This is a genomic window from Thermosynechococcus sp. PP555 (assembly GCF_031583225.1).
Taxonomy (GTDB): Bacteria; Cyanobacteriota; Cyanobacteriia; order Thermosynechococcales; family Thermosynechococcaceae; genus Thermosynechococcus.
In genome coordinates this window covers 286,880-301,355 of sequence record NZ_CP134168.1, presented here as the reverse complement: position 1 = coordinate 301,355, position 14,476 = coordinate 286,880, and the positions used below count along the sequence as shown (strand labels likewise).

Sequence of the window (14,476 nt, the reverse complement as noted above, 5' to 3'; positions counted from 1 at the left end):
GGGTTAGGCTTGCACCGAGAAGATGACAAATCCCAACACCGCCAGCAGCACAATGAGGGCGTAGAATTGGGCACGGCCATTTTGGAAGTATTTCAGTCCTTCACCAGTGACCATCGTGACAAAGCCCGTGAGGTTGACCACGCCATCCACCACGTTGTAATCCACTTCCAAGACCTGACGCGCCAAGCGACGACAGCCTTTAATGAAGACCGCTTCATAGAGTTCATCGAAATACCACTTATGCAGTGAGAACTGGTACAGCGGTTGAATGGCTTTGGCGATCGCCTGCGGACTGGGAGTGCCCTTGAGATACATCAGGGAGGCCAAGGTAATGCCAATCAGGCCAATGCCCACAGAGCTACCGCCAAGGATGAGAAACTCTGTCAAATCCACCGCGTGCTCCGCCACCATCTCCTCACCGGGAGCATGGATAAAGGCCTCAAAGAGATTGTTGAAGGGGGTACCCACAAAACCAATCAACGTCGAGGGAATCGCTAGCACCACCAAGGGTAGGGTCATTGTCCAAGGAGATTCATGGGGTTCAGCAGCGTGCTGATCGTGGTGGGCATTGTGATCATAGTGCTCCTGTAACTCTGGGGGCACATTACGGAACTTGCCCTCAAAGGTCATGAAGTACATGCGGAACATGTAAAAGGCGGTTAAGCCCGCCGTGAGCCACGTCAGCAGCCACATTGCCGGGTTGGCATGAAAAACCGCGCCTAAAATTTCATCCTTTGACCAAAAGCCAGCAAAGGGAGGCACGCCAGAAATGGCCAAGCACCCCACTAGAAACGTTGCCCCCGTAATCGGCATATACTTGCGCAGCCCCCCCATGTAGCGCATATCTTGAGCCAAGTCTGGGTTATGGCCAACCACCCCTTCCATGCTGTGGATGACTGACCCCGATCCAAGAAAGAGCATCGCTTTGAAGTAGGCATGGGTCATCAGGTGAAAAAGGCCAGCACTGTAGGCACCCACGCCCATCCCCATGACCATATAGCCCAGTTGGGAAATGGTTGAATAAGCCAAGCTCTTTTTGATGTCGTTTTGGGTGATGGCAATGGTTGCCCCCATAAATGCCGTAAAGGCCCCCGTCCAAGCAATGATCGTCATCACTTGGGGCAATTGCTCAAACACAGGGAACATCCGCGCAATCAGGAAGACCCCGGCTGCCACCATGGTTGCCGCGTGAATCAGAGCAGAAATGGGGGTCGGACCTTCCATCGCATCTGGTAGCCACACATGCAGGGGAAACTGGGCAGATTTGGCCACAGGACCGAGAAAGACCAAGATGGCAAGAATGGCGGCAAGACTAGGGGAAAGTAGGCCGGTATTGACCAGTTCCGTCAGGCGATCGCCCATGCCACCAAAGTCAAAGGTACCCGTTGCCCAAAATAGCCCCACCATGCCCAACAAAAGGCCAAAATCACCGACACGGTTGGTAACAAATGCCTTCTGTGCTGCTTCCGCCGCGCTTTTGCGGTCATACCAGAAGCCAATCAGCAGGTAGGAGCACATCCCCACCAATTCCCAAAAGATATAGACCTGCACCAAGTTGGGACTGACGACCAACCCCAGCATCGAGGAGCCAAACAGGCTGAGATAGGCAAAAAAGCGAACATAGCCCGCATCATGAGCCATGTAGCCATCGCTGTAGAGCATGACTAAAAAGGCCACCGTTGTGACGATGACCAACATCAATGCCGCTAAGGGGTCAATCACGTATCCCATGGCAATGTGGAGATTGCCCGCCGCTGCCCATTCAATCATTTGCGTATAGGGGGCGTGGCCTTGGACTTGACTCCAGAAAAGGCTCAGAGAATGCACCATGGCGATCGCCATCAACGCCATGATGAAAATGGCACTGGGTCGCCGCAGTTTCGAGGTGGTCTCTGAAAAGGCAATCAAGCCAAAGCCAACAATCAGCGCTCCCAACAGGGGTAAAACGGGAATCAGCCAAGCGTATTGATACAGGGGTTCCATGCGTGCCACCTAACTTTCCATGAGAGCTGCCTGCTTGGAAAGACGAACTAGGTATGAATCACTAGTGCAGGCAAAACCCTTTACATTCTGCCACATCCGTTTTAACAACAGATGCCGGAAATCGGTTGCAGAAAATCAAAAAACAGGTTTTCTTCAGGTTTGTTACTGCCAACTAGGGCATGACAGGTCAGGGAACAGGCAGATAAGGTTGGCTCGTCTAACGATGCATTGACGCACAAATAAGAGGAACTGCGATGGAATTGAGTTTTCCTATGGCACGATTTCACCGAGCCGGCGCTGCAATTGTAGGGGCGATCGCCCTGATTTTCATCCCCCATACCACCCTTGCCCAAAATGCCCCTGATTCTCGCATGGTGCAACGGGTCGAGAATGCCACATTTGTCCTTGGCGAGTTTACATTTAACAACAACAACCGCATTCCACCGAGGATTGTCCAGCGCGCTCAAGGAATTGCCATTATTCCCAATGTCGTTCAAGCGGGCTTTCTCTTTGGGGGCCGCCGTGGGGCCGGTATTCTGCTTGTGCGCAATGAAAATAATGAATGGAGTAAGCCCGCCTTTATCACAATGACCGGCGGGAGCTTTGGCCTGCAAATTGGTGCCCAATCCACGGATGTGGTGCTGGCCTTCATGGATAAATCCGTCGTCATGCGCAGCTTGGCGCAGTCCTTTCGTCTAGGCGGCAATGTCTCCGTTGCGGCAGGCCCTGTGGGTGGCGAAGTCGTCAGTCCTACGGATCCGAGTCCCCAAGTCTTTTCCTACACACGCAGTGCGGGTCTGTTTGCCGGCGTTGCCCTAGAAGGCGCCAATATTAGTTTTGACCGCCGAAGCAGCAGCCGCTTCTATGGTCGACCCAATCTTACTCCGATGCAAATTTTCGAGAACTCGCCCCCCCTCCCTTCCCCTCCCGTCCTCAATGGTCTCTACAATGCCCTTGCCCGTGCAGCGCGCTAATCCCTTCTCAAGACAGTGATAAGATAGCAGTCAATAGTCCGCACTGTATAGAAGGAACACTATGGCACAGGGACAGGGTTTTGGCTTCGGTCTTGGCAAAATGAAGGAGCTGGCCGCAGCCATCCAGAAAGCACAACAAGTTCAAGAAGGCGCCAAGAAGCTGCAAGAAGACCTCGAAAAAATGGACATTGAGGGTCAAGCAGCGGGGGGTGCCGTCAAAGTGATTATGAGTGGTACCCAAGAACCCCGCCGCGTCGAAATCAGCCCAGATCTCCTGAGTGAAGGGGCTGAAGTGCTCTCTGATTTGGTGACCGCTGCCATGCGCGATGCCTACCAAAAATCCACCGCTACCATGCGGGAACGGATGGAAGAGTTAACAGGTGGCTTGAACGTTCCGGGTCTCGGTTAATGCACTTCCCCGCCCACCATGGCACCCAAGCTGCGGCTCCTGATTGTGGAAGATGATCCAATGATGCAACTGGGGCTAGGACAAGCCCTAGGAGAGCAGTTTGCTGTGGTGGGTTATGCCGAAGATGGCTATGGCGCCATTGATATGACACGGCAGTTGCAGCCGCAAGTGGTCATTATGGACATTGGCCTACCAAGGCTAGACGGGATTGCCGCCACCCAACGGCTGAAGCGAGAATTTCCTGACATTCATGTGGTGATGCTTACCTCCCACCAATCGGCTCTTGAAGCTGTTGCTGCCCTTTCTAGTGGTGCCGATGCCTACTGTATCAAGGGAGAAACCGTTGAGCGATTACTGATGGCGATCGCTGCTGCCCAAGAAGGAGCCACTTACCTTGATCCCCAGATTGCCCGCCATGTGATCCAGCACCTGCATCCGCCCCAACCGACAATGGACTATCACCTGTCGCAGCGGGAACTGGATGTCCTGAAGCTGATGGTGGAAGGCTATAGTAACCCTGAAATTGCCAGTAAGCTGTTTCTCAGTCCAAATACTATCAAGACCCATGTGCGGGGTATTTTGAACAAGTTGGCGGTGGATGACCGTGTGCAGGCGGCGGTTGTTGCACTTCGTAACGGTTTAGTCTAGGCCTTCCCCAAGACTCAAGGACACTTGTTATCGTGAAGGGGAACCGTCGGTGTGTTGATCCTGTGTCCCATGGCATCCCATAGCAATGAGGCAACGGTTTTAGCCTCGGATCAAGAATCATCCCCCTTTCTGCAAATGAGTACGCCCGCTTCCGTCGAGGAATTTCCACTCTTGCAACCCACGGTACGGGTAGGGGGATCGCCCCACAACGAAATTGTGATTTCCTATCCGACCATTTCGCGGCATCACTTTGAAATTGTTAAGACGGACACTGGCTATCGCATCCGTGACTTGGACAGTAAGCTCGGTCTGGTCTATGGCGATCGCCCCCCTGTTGTTAATTCTCTTTATTATTCCCCAAGTCACATTTGGGGGCGGGATTATTGCCCCCTCCCAGATGAATCCGATTGGCCAAGTCATGAATGTCTTTACCCTAACCAAGTGGCCCTTTGAAGCCTTTGTCACAATTACAAAAGTGGGCAAGGATGTCGCTTTGGATCCCTGCTGGACGAAACCCAATGAAACCCATCCCCCCGAAAGCTGTCGTTGCACGGGTGCCCAACTCTCTAAGACCTGCTACTTCCCGGGGGTTCGTGGCTACTACACCCCAGCTCTTGATGAGGCCGAACCGCAAAAGCCCACGGAACCAGGAACGCCAACCACCCCAGCCGCCTTTGCCACCTTCCAAGAGGAGATGACCAACTACAAGGATGATCTGCAGATTTGGCAAGAACGGTATTCTAACTGGATGCTGAAGCGGGAAAAAGCCATTGGCCAAGCAGAAGGCATTATTGACCGGCTCTACAACATTTATGGTGAGATCTTTGACGTGAATTTAGCGGGGCACTGGCTGATCATCAGCTTGTTTATTGTCCTCATGTTTGCCATGATTGTCGGCATTCAGATCTATTTCGACACCCTCCACTAGGGGCGTGACTGGTGAATTCTCTGATCCCACTAGGGCAAACCCAACTTCAAGAGTACGTCACCGCCTTGGCGTGGGGCGATCGCCATCTGTTGGCCGCTTCCGCCGCAGGAGAGGTCTATCACATTGATCCAGAGGTGGGTGAGCAACTCATCTTGCAAACGGCGACCGATCAAAGCTTAACGATCCTCGCGGTGGCCAGCGATCGCCAGTGGTGGGCAGCGGCGGGAGAGCAGGGACGGGTACTCATTGGTTCCTTAGCTCACCCTGAGAATCTTCAGGTGCTCCACTACGGTTCCCACTGGATTGATCAACTGGCTTGGCATCCCACATTGCCTTGGGTTGCTTTTAGTCTTGGTCATTACGTCCAGATTTGGGATGCGGCTCAAGCCGATGTCATTGCCACCCTTGATTTTGCGGCCTCGTCAGTGCTGGCTTTGGCTTGGCAACCTACGGGTGATGCTTTGGCCGTTGCCGGTTATGGCGGTGTGCGGGTGTGGTCGGCTAAAGATTGGGATGCCGATCCCCAAGAATTGGGGTTTATGTCTGCGACAGTGGGCGTAGCCTGGTCCGCCACAGGGGAATATTTCGCGGCCAGCAACATGGATCACACCCTTTTTGTCTGGCGTTGGGGCGATCAGTATCCGTGGCACATGCAGGGCTTTCCCGGTAAAGTGCGGCATCTTCACTGGTTGGAAACCGCCAACCAAGCCCCCCAGCTCCTGAGCAGTTCCCAAGAGGGGATTATCCTCTGGCGCCTCAGCGAGGATGCAAGCGGCTGGCAACCCCAAGTGCTGGATCTGCACCGTGGCACTGTGCGCGCCCTCTCTATTCATCCCCAAGGTCAAGGCTTCGTGTCCAGTGGCGATGAGGGATGGCTGTGTTATTGGCAGCAAACTCAACCGCAGGAGTTACTGCAAGGTGCCCAAGAATACTTCACAACTCTTGCTTGGCACCCCAAGGGATCGTATTTAGCCGCCGGGGGCACCCAAGGGGAACTCTGGGTTTGGCAAGCCGGTTAGGGAGAACCCGTGTGGTAGGATGTTGCTGCGGGTTTAAGCTAGAGTGCCGATGAAACTCATTGATCGCTATGGCCGTCTTTTTGGCAAGCTGAGTCTTCTAGACCTTGGGGCAGGGCTTGTTCTCCTGTGCGTTTTGGCGGGCTTGTTCCTCCTGCCGGGGCGATCGGGCACCTCGTTGGCACAAATGACCGCTGCCCAACCCATTGAAGTAGATGTTCTCGTTCTGGGTCTGAGTACTCCCACTCCCCAAGACCTAATTCCCAAGAGCAGTACCGCCAACTTTATTATTCGCAACCAGCCCTACGGCCAAATTACTGTGAAAAATGTCCAGGTTCTGCCGCGCACAGTTACTGTTTCCCAGCCCGATGGGTCGGTTAAAGCGCTGCCAGATCCCCGCCCAGAGATGGCCTACAGTAGCAACTTGCTCCTGACCCTCGAAGGCCGAGGCCAAATCACGAACAATGGCCCGGTGCTAGGGAATATGGCCATCAAAGTGGGAACGCCCGTAGAATTAGAGGGCAAAGAGTATAATTTCCGTGCCTCGGTGATTGCCGTTAGGCCGTTGTAGGACAGTAGGCAATGCAGTCAATTTCGACCTTGGCTCCCTTCGGCAGGCGCGATACTTCCACACAGGCACGGGCAGGCGCTGTCTCAGCATCCATGTACTGAGCATAGATTTCATTCATGGCGGCGAAGTCATTGAGGTCTGCAAGATACACGGTTGTTTTCACCACCTGTGACCAATCGCTACCGGCGGCCTTGAGGACAGCACTGAGATTATCCATCACTTGGCGGGTTTGCTCCTTGACATCTTCGCCACCAACAATCTCACCCGTTTTTGGATCAAGGGCAATTTGCCCTGCGAGAAAGACCCATTCCCCTTGCCGCACGGCTTGGCTATAGGGGCCGACCGGCCTAGGCGCATCAGTGGTACAAATAATCACTTTTGTCATAAAACTTAAAACAATTTACATGTCGGGGGCGATCGCCCCAAAAGCCGATTCTACAGGGAATTGAGCCACGGCCACCTGTATTAAATCAATGGATATGATAGCGCATATATTATGCATTTATACCCCCACAATCATGTCAAGAATTCAAGCATCTTAAATAATGTTAATTATCGGCAAAGTCTGTACTCCCCTTCTATAATGCTGAATTGAGCATTCGCCTCCTGAACGGGCTTTATCGTTCCATTCTGGGTCTTTAGATTCACGATTCTTCACAATCATTGATCTAAAGATCTTTCTATATTGCCGAGGTGAATGCCCTCGTTCCTTCCTTGCCTAAGAGAGAGGAGAGACTCGATGACCATCAGTCCACCGGAGCGAGAGCCAAAGGTCAGAGTCGTGGTTGACAATGACCCGGTGTCCACATCGTTTGAAAAATGGGCAAAACCCGGGCATTTTGACCGCACCTTGGCCAGAGGACCCCAAACCACCACATGGATTTGGAACCTCCACGCTCTTGCCCACGATTTTGATACACACACGAGCGACCTTGAAGATATTTCCCGCAAGATCTTCAGTGCACACTTCGGCCATCTGGCTGTGGTGTTCATCTGGCTGAGTGGGATGTACTTCCACGGTGCAAAATTCTCAAACTATGAGGCTTGGCTGGCCGATCCCACCGGTATCAAGCCCAGTGCTCAAGTGGTCTGGCCCATTGTGGGTCAAGGCATTCTCAATGGTGATGTCGGCGGTGGTTTCCACGGCATCCAAATCACCTCGGGGCTATTCCAACTGTGGCGTGCCTCTGGGATCACCAATGAGTTCCAGCTTTACTGCACCGCAATCGGTGGCTTGGTCATGGCTGGCTTAATGCTCTTTGCAGGCTGGTTCCACTATCACAAGCGCGCTCCTAAGCTGGAATGGTTCCAAAACGTGGAATCCATGCTCAACCACCACCTCGCCGGCTTGCTTGGCTTGGGGTCTTTGGCTTGGGCAGGTCACCAGATCCACGTCTCGCTACCCATCAACAAACTCTTGGATGCAGGGGTTGCTGCTAAGGATATTCCCTTGCCCCACGAGTTTATCCTTAACCCCAGCTTGATGGCCGACCTATATCCCAAAGTGGATTGGGGTTTTTTGAGTGGCGTCATTCCCTTCTTCACCCTTAATTGGGCTGCCTACTCGGATTTCCTGACCTTTAACGGCGGCTTGAACCCTGTTACCGGTGGCCTGTGGCTGTCGGATACGGCTCACCATCACGTGGCGATCGCTGTCCTTTTCATCATTGCCGGTCACATGTACCGCACCAATTGGGGGATTGGCCACAGCCTCAAAGAGATTCTTGAAGCCCACAAAGGCCCCTTCACCGGTGCCGGCCACAAAGGTCTGTACGAAGTGCTGACCACCTCTTGGCATGCCCAACTGGCGATCAACCTAGCCATGATGGGTTCGCTGAGCATTATTGTGGCGCAGCACATGTATGCAATGCCCCCCTATCCTTACTTGGCCACCGACTATCCAACCCAACTGTCGCTGTTTACCCACCACATGTGGATTGGCGGCTTCCTGATTGTGGGTGGTGCTGCCCACGGTGCCATCTTCATGGTGCGTGATTACGATCCGGCCATGAATCAAAACAACGTTCTGGATCGGGTACTGCGCCATCGCGATGCCATCATTTCCCACCTCAACTGGGTGTGCATCTTCTTGGGCTTCCACAGCTTTGGTCTGTACGTCCACAACGACACGATGCGTGCCTTTGGTCGTCCCCAAGATATGTTCTCCGACACTGGCATTCAGCTTCAGCCTGTCTTTGCCCAATGGGTACAACACCTACACACCCTAGCCCCCGGTGGTACGGCTCCCAATGCTGCTGCCACCGCTAGTGTTGCCTTTGGTGGTGATGTGGTTGCTGTCGGTGGCAAAGTCGCCATGATGCCCATTGTTCTGGGAACGGCCGATTTCATGGTGCACCATATTCACGCTTTCACCATCCACGTGACAGTGCTGATTCTGCTGAAGGGCGTCCTCTTTGCCCGCAGCTCTCGCCTCATTCCCGATAAAGCCAACTTGGGCTTCCGCTTCCCCTGCGATGGTCCCGGTCGTGGCGGTACCTGCCAAGTCTCCGGTTGGGATCACGTCTTCTTGGGTCTGTTCTGGATGTACAACTGCATCTCTGTTGTGATTTTCCACTTCAGTTGGAAGATGCAGTCGGATGTCTGGGGTACTGTTGCTCCCGATGGCACGGTATCTCACATCACGGGCGGTAACTTTGCCCAAAGTGCCATCACCATCAATGGCTGGCTACGGGACTTCCTGTGGGCACAAGCTTCTCAGGTGATTGGCTCCTATGGTTCAGCCCTATCCGCCTATGGTTTGTTGTTCTTGGGTGCTCACTTCATTTGGGCCTTCAGCCTCATGTTCCTCTTCAGTGGTCGTGGCTACTGGCAAGAGCTGATTGAGTCCATTGTTTGGGCCCACAACAAGCTGAAAGTTGCACCGGCCATTCAGCCCCGTGCCCTGAGCATTATTCAAGGCCGTGCCGTCGGTGTAGCCCATTACCTCCTAGGGGGGATTGCCACTACTTGGGCATTCTTCCTAGCTCGGATTATTTCTGTAGGATAGGGGCGAGGAGGAGATAACCAACTATGGCAACTAAATTTCCGAAGTTTAGCCAAGACCTCGCACAGGATCCGACCACACGCCGGATTTGGTACGCCATCGCCATGGCTCACGACTTCGAAAGCCACGATGGCATGACCGAGGAAAATCTTTACCAGAAGATTTTTGCCTCCCACTTTGGGCATCTGGCCATCATCTTCCTGTGGGTGTCTGGTAGCCTATTCCACGTTGCGTGGCAGGGGAACTTTGAACAATGGATTCAAGACCCTGTCAACACCCGTCCCATCGCCCATGCGATCTGGGATCCTCAATTTGGCAAAGCCGCAGTGGATGCCTTTACCCAAGCGGGGGCTGCTAACCCTGTGGACATTGCCTACTCCGGTGTCTATCACTGGTGGTACACCATCGGTATGCGCACCAACGGTGACCTCTACCAAGGTGCCATCTTCCTGCTGATTCTGGCTTCGCTGGCTCTCTTTGCCGGCTGGCTGCACCTACAACCCAAATTCCGTCCTAGCCTCTCTTGGTTCAAAAATGCCGAATCGCGGTTGAACCACCACTTGGCCGGTCTGTTTGGCGTTAGCTCCTTGGCTTGGGCGGGTCACCTGATTCACGTGGCCATTCCGGAGTCCCGTGGTCAGCACGTGGGCTGGGATAATTTCCTGAGCACCATGCCCCACCCCGCTGGTTTGGCGCCCTTCTTTACGGGCAACTGGGGTGTCTATGCCCAAAACCCTGACACGGCTAGCCACATCTTTGGCACGGCACAGGGTGCTGGAACGGCGATTCTCACCTTCTTGGGTGGCTTCCATCCCCAAACGGAGTCCCTGTGGCTCACGGATATGGCGCACCACCACCTTGCGATCGCGGTGCTCTTTATTGTGGCGGGTCACATGTACCGCACCCAGTTTGGGATTGGCCACAGCATTAAAGAGATGATGGATGCCAAGGACTTCTTTGGCACGAAGGTGGAAGGTCCCTTCAACATGCCTCACCAAGGCATCTATGAAACCTATAACAACTCGCTACACTTCCAGTTGGGTTGGCACTTGGCCTGCTTGGGCGTGATCACCTCCTTGGTAGCACAGCACATGTACTCGCTGCCACCCTATGCCTTCATTGCCCAAGACCACACCACGATGGCTGCCCTCTATACCCATCACCAGTACATTGCTGGCTTCTTGATGGTGGGTGCCTTTGCCCATGGGGCTATCTTCTTGGTGCGGGACTATGATCCAGCCCAAAACAAAGGCAATGTGTTGGATCGGGTACTACAACACAAAGAGGCGATCATTTCCCACCTAAGCTGGGTGTCCCTCTTCTTGGGCTTCCACACCTTGGGTCTCTATGTCCACAACGATGTCGTGGTGGCCTTTGGTACCCCCGAAAAGCAAATCCTCATTGAGCCGGTGTTTGCTCAGTTCATTCAAGCGGCCCATGGCAAACTGCTCTATGGCTTTGATACGCTGCTGTCGAACCCCGATAGCATTGCTAGCACCGCTTGGCCGAACTACGGCAATGTCTGGCTACCCGGCTGGCTCGATGCCATCAACAGTGGCACCAACTCTCTGTTCTTGACGATTGGCCCCGGTGACTTCTTGGTGCACCACGCCATTGCCTTGGGTCTGCACACCACCACCTTGATTTTGGTCAAAGGTGCGTTGGATGCCCGTGGCTCCAAACTGATGCCAGATAAGAAAGACTTCGGCTATGCCTTCCCCTGCGATGGCCCCGGCCGTGGCGGTACCTGCGATATTTCTGCATGGGATGCCTTCTATCTGGCCATGTTCTGGATGCTGAACACCATTGGCTGGGTTACCTTCTACTGGCACTGGAAACACCTTGGTGTCTGGGAAGGCAATGTGGCTCAGTTCAACGAAAACTCTACCTACCTCATGGGTTGGCTGCGGGATTACCTCTGGTTGAACTCCTCCCAGCTCATCAATGGCTACAACCCCTTCGGCACCAATAACCTGTCGGTGTGGGCATGGATGTTCCTGTTTGGTCACCTTGTGTGGGCAACAGGCTTCATGTTCCTGATTAGCTGGCGTGGTTACTGGCAAGAGCTGATTGAAACCTTGGTGTGGGCGCATGAGCGCACTCCCTTGGCCAACTTGGTGCGTTGGAAAGACAAGCCGGTGGCGCTGTCGATTGTGCAAGCCCGCTTGGTGGGTCTGGCACACTTCAGCGTTGGCTACATCTTGACCTATGCGGCCTTCCTGATTGCCTCAACCGCAGCCAAGTTCGGTTGATCTACTTAAGTTAAGTTAAATTTTGTCAGCTCCCCTGCCTCTAGGTGGGGGATTTTTGTGTTTGATAACAAGTTGTAGCTGCTTGTTTCAGAGCGAGCCAACTGATTCCTTGCTAGTGACCACAGTTAGGATTTTTTAACATATCTCAATATCTCAGTACCTAAAAACGTTTTTCAATGACATCACGCTACTTTTTAGATATCCTAGGACTGAATTTTGCATTGATAAGGGTGTGTCTGAATTGAGGACGGTTGTAATGCGTGATACATTTAACCTAGCTATTTTAAGGTTTTCATCTAAGAACCCTATTGAAGGCTTGTTGGCTCAAGTTAATACTGAAGAAACTTCCCAAATTGTCGGTGAAAATTCAGTGAATCCAGCTTTTGATCTCAACAATTTGGGGAGCCTTTTAGCGCAAGTCATTATTGCAGTTGCTTTGCTGCTCATTGGCTGGATTGTTGCCACTATTCTGGCAAAGATAACACGCTCGGTTTTGAAACGAATGCGGGTTGATGAACGATTGACCCAATTCTTTGGTGGAAATGAGTCGCTCCAAAGCATATCAGTGACTGCGATTCTGGCAGCAGTAGTTTTCTGGGTCATTCTTTTGCTGGCGGTGGTGGCCTTTTTAGATGCCCTGCGCTTGACGACAGTGTCACAGCCCCTCAATGCGTTTCTCAATCAAGTTTTTAGTTTCCTGCCAAAGCTGGGGGCAGCGATCCTGCTGGCGGATGTAGCTTGGGTAGTAGCAACTATATCGAAAATGGTGGTCACTCAGTCTGCCCGTTCTTTGAATTTGGATCGTCAACTCCCCCTTGAATCTGAGGGGAATGGTTCCTCAGAGGGGCCGGCCACCATGTCTGTGGCTGAGATGTTGGGAAATACCCTCTATTGGTTTGTTTTTCTTTTCTTCCTGCCCCTAATTTTGGGGGTGCTTGATCTGCAAGGCTCATTGCAGCCTGTACAAAATCTCTTGAATGATATTCTAGGCGCACTGCCTTTTGTCTTTAAGGCGGTGATTATCGCGGTTGTCGGTTGGTTTATTGCCCGCATTGTCCGCAGTTTAGTCATTAACTTAATGACGGCCATGGGAATTCAGCGCATTGGTCAGCGCCTCGGTCTAGGGCAAACCAGTTTAGGGGAATCCCTAGCAACGGTCATCGGTACGATTGTCTATGTCTTAATCTTGATTCCGACGGCGATCGCTAGCCTTGATGCGCTACAAATCGTGGCCATTACGGAACCGGCAACGGCAATGCTAAACCAAGTGCTGACGGCATTGCCGAAAATTTTTACTGCAGCCATTATTCTGCTGCTGGCCTATGTAATTGGCCGCTTTGTGGCGGAGACGGTTACCAATTTCCTGCAAACCATCGGCTTTGATCAAGTGTTGGTCTGGCTAGGTCTAGAGCGTCCGATGGTGGATTCTCAGGAGTCTCAGCCTGCGGAGGCACCCGAGCAGCGCTGGCGACAGCCCTCAGAAGTGATGGGCATCGTTGCCTTTGTTGGCGTTTTGTTATTTGGAGCGATCGCTGCCGTTGATGTACTGGATATTCCTGCTCTCAGTGCTTTTGTCACTGCCCTAGTAGTGGTGATTGGTCGGGTGTTGGTCGGAACGCTGATCTTAGCGGTAGGGTTGTACTTTGCCAATTTAGTATTTCGGCTTGTTGCTAGTTCTGGCACCTCCCAAGGGCGTTTTCTCGCTCAGGCGGCACGGCTAGCAACGATGACGTTTGTGGGGGCAATGGCTCTGCAGCAGATGGGCATTGCAACGAGCATTGTCAATTTAGCCTTTGGCTTGCTCTTTGGTTCTATTGCGGTGGCGATCGCCCTTGCCTTTGGCTTGGGATGCCGGCAAATTGCAGCGGCTCAAGTTGAGGAATGGCTGAATTTGCTCAAAGGCAGAAATTCTGAAAATAATTGAGGCAAGTAGCAAGAGCTGGCCTAGGGATTCAGTTTTTCCCACAAAAGGGGGAGAAAGGTGTCCTCTCCCCCTCGTCTGGTAATCAGACTAGCGGAAGGAGGGTTGGTGGCGGATCAGATCTAGGAACTCTTGGCGGGTGCGGGCATCTTCAGCAAACACCCCTTGCATTGAACTGGTGACCGTCCAAGAGCCCGGTTTTTGTACGCCTCGCATCACCATACACATATGGGTGGCCTCAACAACCACAGCCACCCCTTGCGGTTTCAGGAGTCCTTGCAAAGCATTTGCAATTTGTTGGGTCAGGCGCTCCTGCACCTGTAGCTGCCGCGCATACATCTCGCAAATGCGGGCAATTTTTGACAGGCCAATGACCCTGCCATTGGGAATGTAGGCGACATGGGCTCGCCCAATGATTGGCAGAATATGGTGCTCACAACAACTAAAGAGATCGATGTCGCGCACCAAGACCATCTCATTGGTGTCTTCGTAAAAAACGGCACCATTCAGCAACTCATCCAAGGATTGGCGGTAGCCACTGGTTAAAAACTTCAAGGCTTGAACAACCCGTTTGGGGGTATCCCGCAGGCCTTCGCGATCAGGATTTTCCCCTAGCCCGATGAGGAGTGTGCGAACCGCCTGCTCCATCTCAGCATCTGACACCTGGGTCGAGACGCAGGTGGGTATACTTTCAAGGCTGCTTTGCACGGTTAACAACTGGTTACGGGATTGCTGGGACATAGGGTACCTAAAAATAATAACGATTATCA

Annotated in this window: 12 protein-coding genes and 1 pseudogene; 10 read left to right on the top strand and 3 right to left on the bottom strand. The window is 52.9% G+C overall.

Annotated elements, in window-relative coordinates; genetic code table 11:
* Nucleotides 1-3: 3 nt before the first annotated feature.
* Nucleotides 4-1,983, bottom strand: a complete 1,980-nt coding sequence (locus tag RHH27_RS01345) for an NAD(P)H-quinone oxidoreductase subunit 5 (RefSeq protein ID WP_302678652.1) — start codon at nt 1,981-1,983, stop codon at nt 4-6.
* 272 nt (nt 1,984-2,255) lie between these two features.
* On the opposite strand from RHH27_RS01345, the gene RHH27_RS01340 reads away from it, so the two are divergent.
* The 7 genes and pseudogenes from RHH27_RS01340 to RHH27_RS01315 all read left to right on the top strand — a co-directional run bounded on the left by RHH27_RS01340 (nt 2,256) and on the right by RHH27_RS01315 (nt 6,529).
* Nucleotides 2,256-2,957: a lipid-binding SYLF domain-containing protein gene (locus RHH27_RS01340; protein ID WP_225901613.1), complete on the top strand. Its 702-nt coding sequence runs from the start codon at nt 2,256-2,258 to the stop codon at nt 2,955-2,957.
* Nucleotides 2,958-3,018: 61 nt separating this feature from the next.
* Nucleotides 3,019-3,366 (top strand): YbaB/EbfC family nucleoid-associated protein, encoded by a 348-nt coding sequence (locus RHH27_RS01335; protein WP_206200739.1) that lies wholly within the window; start codon nt 3,019-3,021, stop codon nt 3,364-3,366.
* Nucleotides 3,367-3,384: 18 nt separating this feature from the next.
* Nucleotides 3,385-4,014, top strand: coding sequence for a response regulator transcription factor (locus RHH27_RS01330; protein WP_302677081.1), 630 nt, complete (start codon nt 3,385-3,387; stop codon nt 4,012-4,014).
* Nucleotides 4,015-4,083: 69 nt separating this feature from the next.
* Nucleotides 4,084-4,272 (top strand): annotated as a pseudogene (locus RHH27_RS13350) (hypothetical protein); the annotation flags it as partial.
* A 28-nt stretch (nt 4,273-4,300) separates the two neighbouring features.
* Entirely contained in the window at nt 4,301-4,942 is a 642-nt protein-coding gene (locus tag RHH27_RS01325; RefSeq protein ID WP_302678651.1) for a hypothetical protein, read from the top strand.
* Nucleotides 4,943-4,953: 11 nt separating this feature from the next.
* Nucleotides 4,954-5,961 (top strand): WD40 repeat domain-containing protein, encoded by a 1,008-nt coding sequence (locus RHH27_RS01320; protein WP_302678650.1) that lies wholly within the window; start codon nt 4,954-4,956, stop codon nt 5,959-5,961.
* A gap of 49 nt (nt 5,962-6,010) precedes the next feature.
* Nucleotides 6,011-6,529, top strand: a complete 519-nt coding sequence (locus tag RHH27_RS01315; RefSeq protein WP_206200736.1) for a DUF4330 domain-containing protein — start codon at nt 6,011-6,013, stop codon at nt 6,527-6,529.
* Here RHH27_RS01315 and RHH27_RS01310 read toward each other — a convergent pair.
* Nucleotides 6,516-6,914 (bottom strand): RidA family protein, encoded by a 399-nt coding sequence (locus RHH27_RS01310; protein ID WP_302678649.1) that lies wholly within the window; start codon nt 6,912-6,914, stop codon nt 6,516-6,518. The genes RHH27_RS01315 and RHH27_RS01310 overlap by 14 nt on opposite strands.
* Before the next feature lie 414 nt (nt 6,915-7,328).
* Here RHH27_RS01310 and psaA point away from each other — a divergent pair, with 414 nt between their 5' ends.
* The 3 genes from psaA to RHH27_RS01295 all read left to right on the top strand — a co-directional run bounded on the left by psaA (nt 7,329) and on the right by RHH27_RS01295 (nt 13,709).
* The gene (gene psaA, locus RHH27_RS01305) at nt 7,329-9,536 is read left to right on the top strand and encodes a photosystem I core protein PsaA (protein WP_399373354.1); all 2,208 of its coding nucleotides are present in this window, start codon (nt 7,329-7,331) and stop codon (nt 9,534-9,536) included.
* 23 nt (nt 9,537-9,559) lie between these two features.
* Nucleotides 9,560-11,785: a photosystem I core protein PsaB gene (gene psaB / locus RHH27_RS01300; protein ID WP_206200733.1), complete on the top strand. Its 2,226-nt coding sequence runs from the start codon at nt 9,560-9,562 to the stop codon at nt 11,783-11,785.
* Between the two features lie 256 nt (nt 11,786-12,041).
* Entirely contained in the window at nt 12,042-13,709 is a 1,668-nt protein-coding gene (locus RHH27_RS01295; RefSeq protein ID WP_206200732.1) for a mechanosensitive ion channel, read from the top strand.
* Nucleotides 13,710-13,796: 87 nt separating this feature from the next.
* Here the strand turns inward: RHH27_RS01295 and folE are convergent, their stop codons facing one another.
* Nucleotides 13,797-14,447, bottom strand: a complete 651-nt coding sequence (gene folE / locus RHH27_RS01290) for a GTP cyclohydrolase I FolE (RefSeq protein WP_310437911.1) — start codon at nt 14,445-14,447, stop codon at nt 13,797-13,799.
* Between the last annotated feature and the right edge of the window lie 29 nt (nt 14,448-14,476).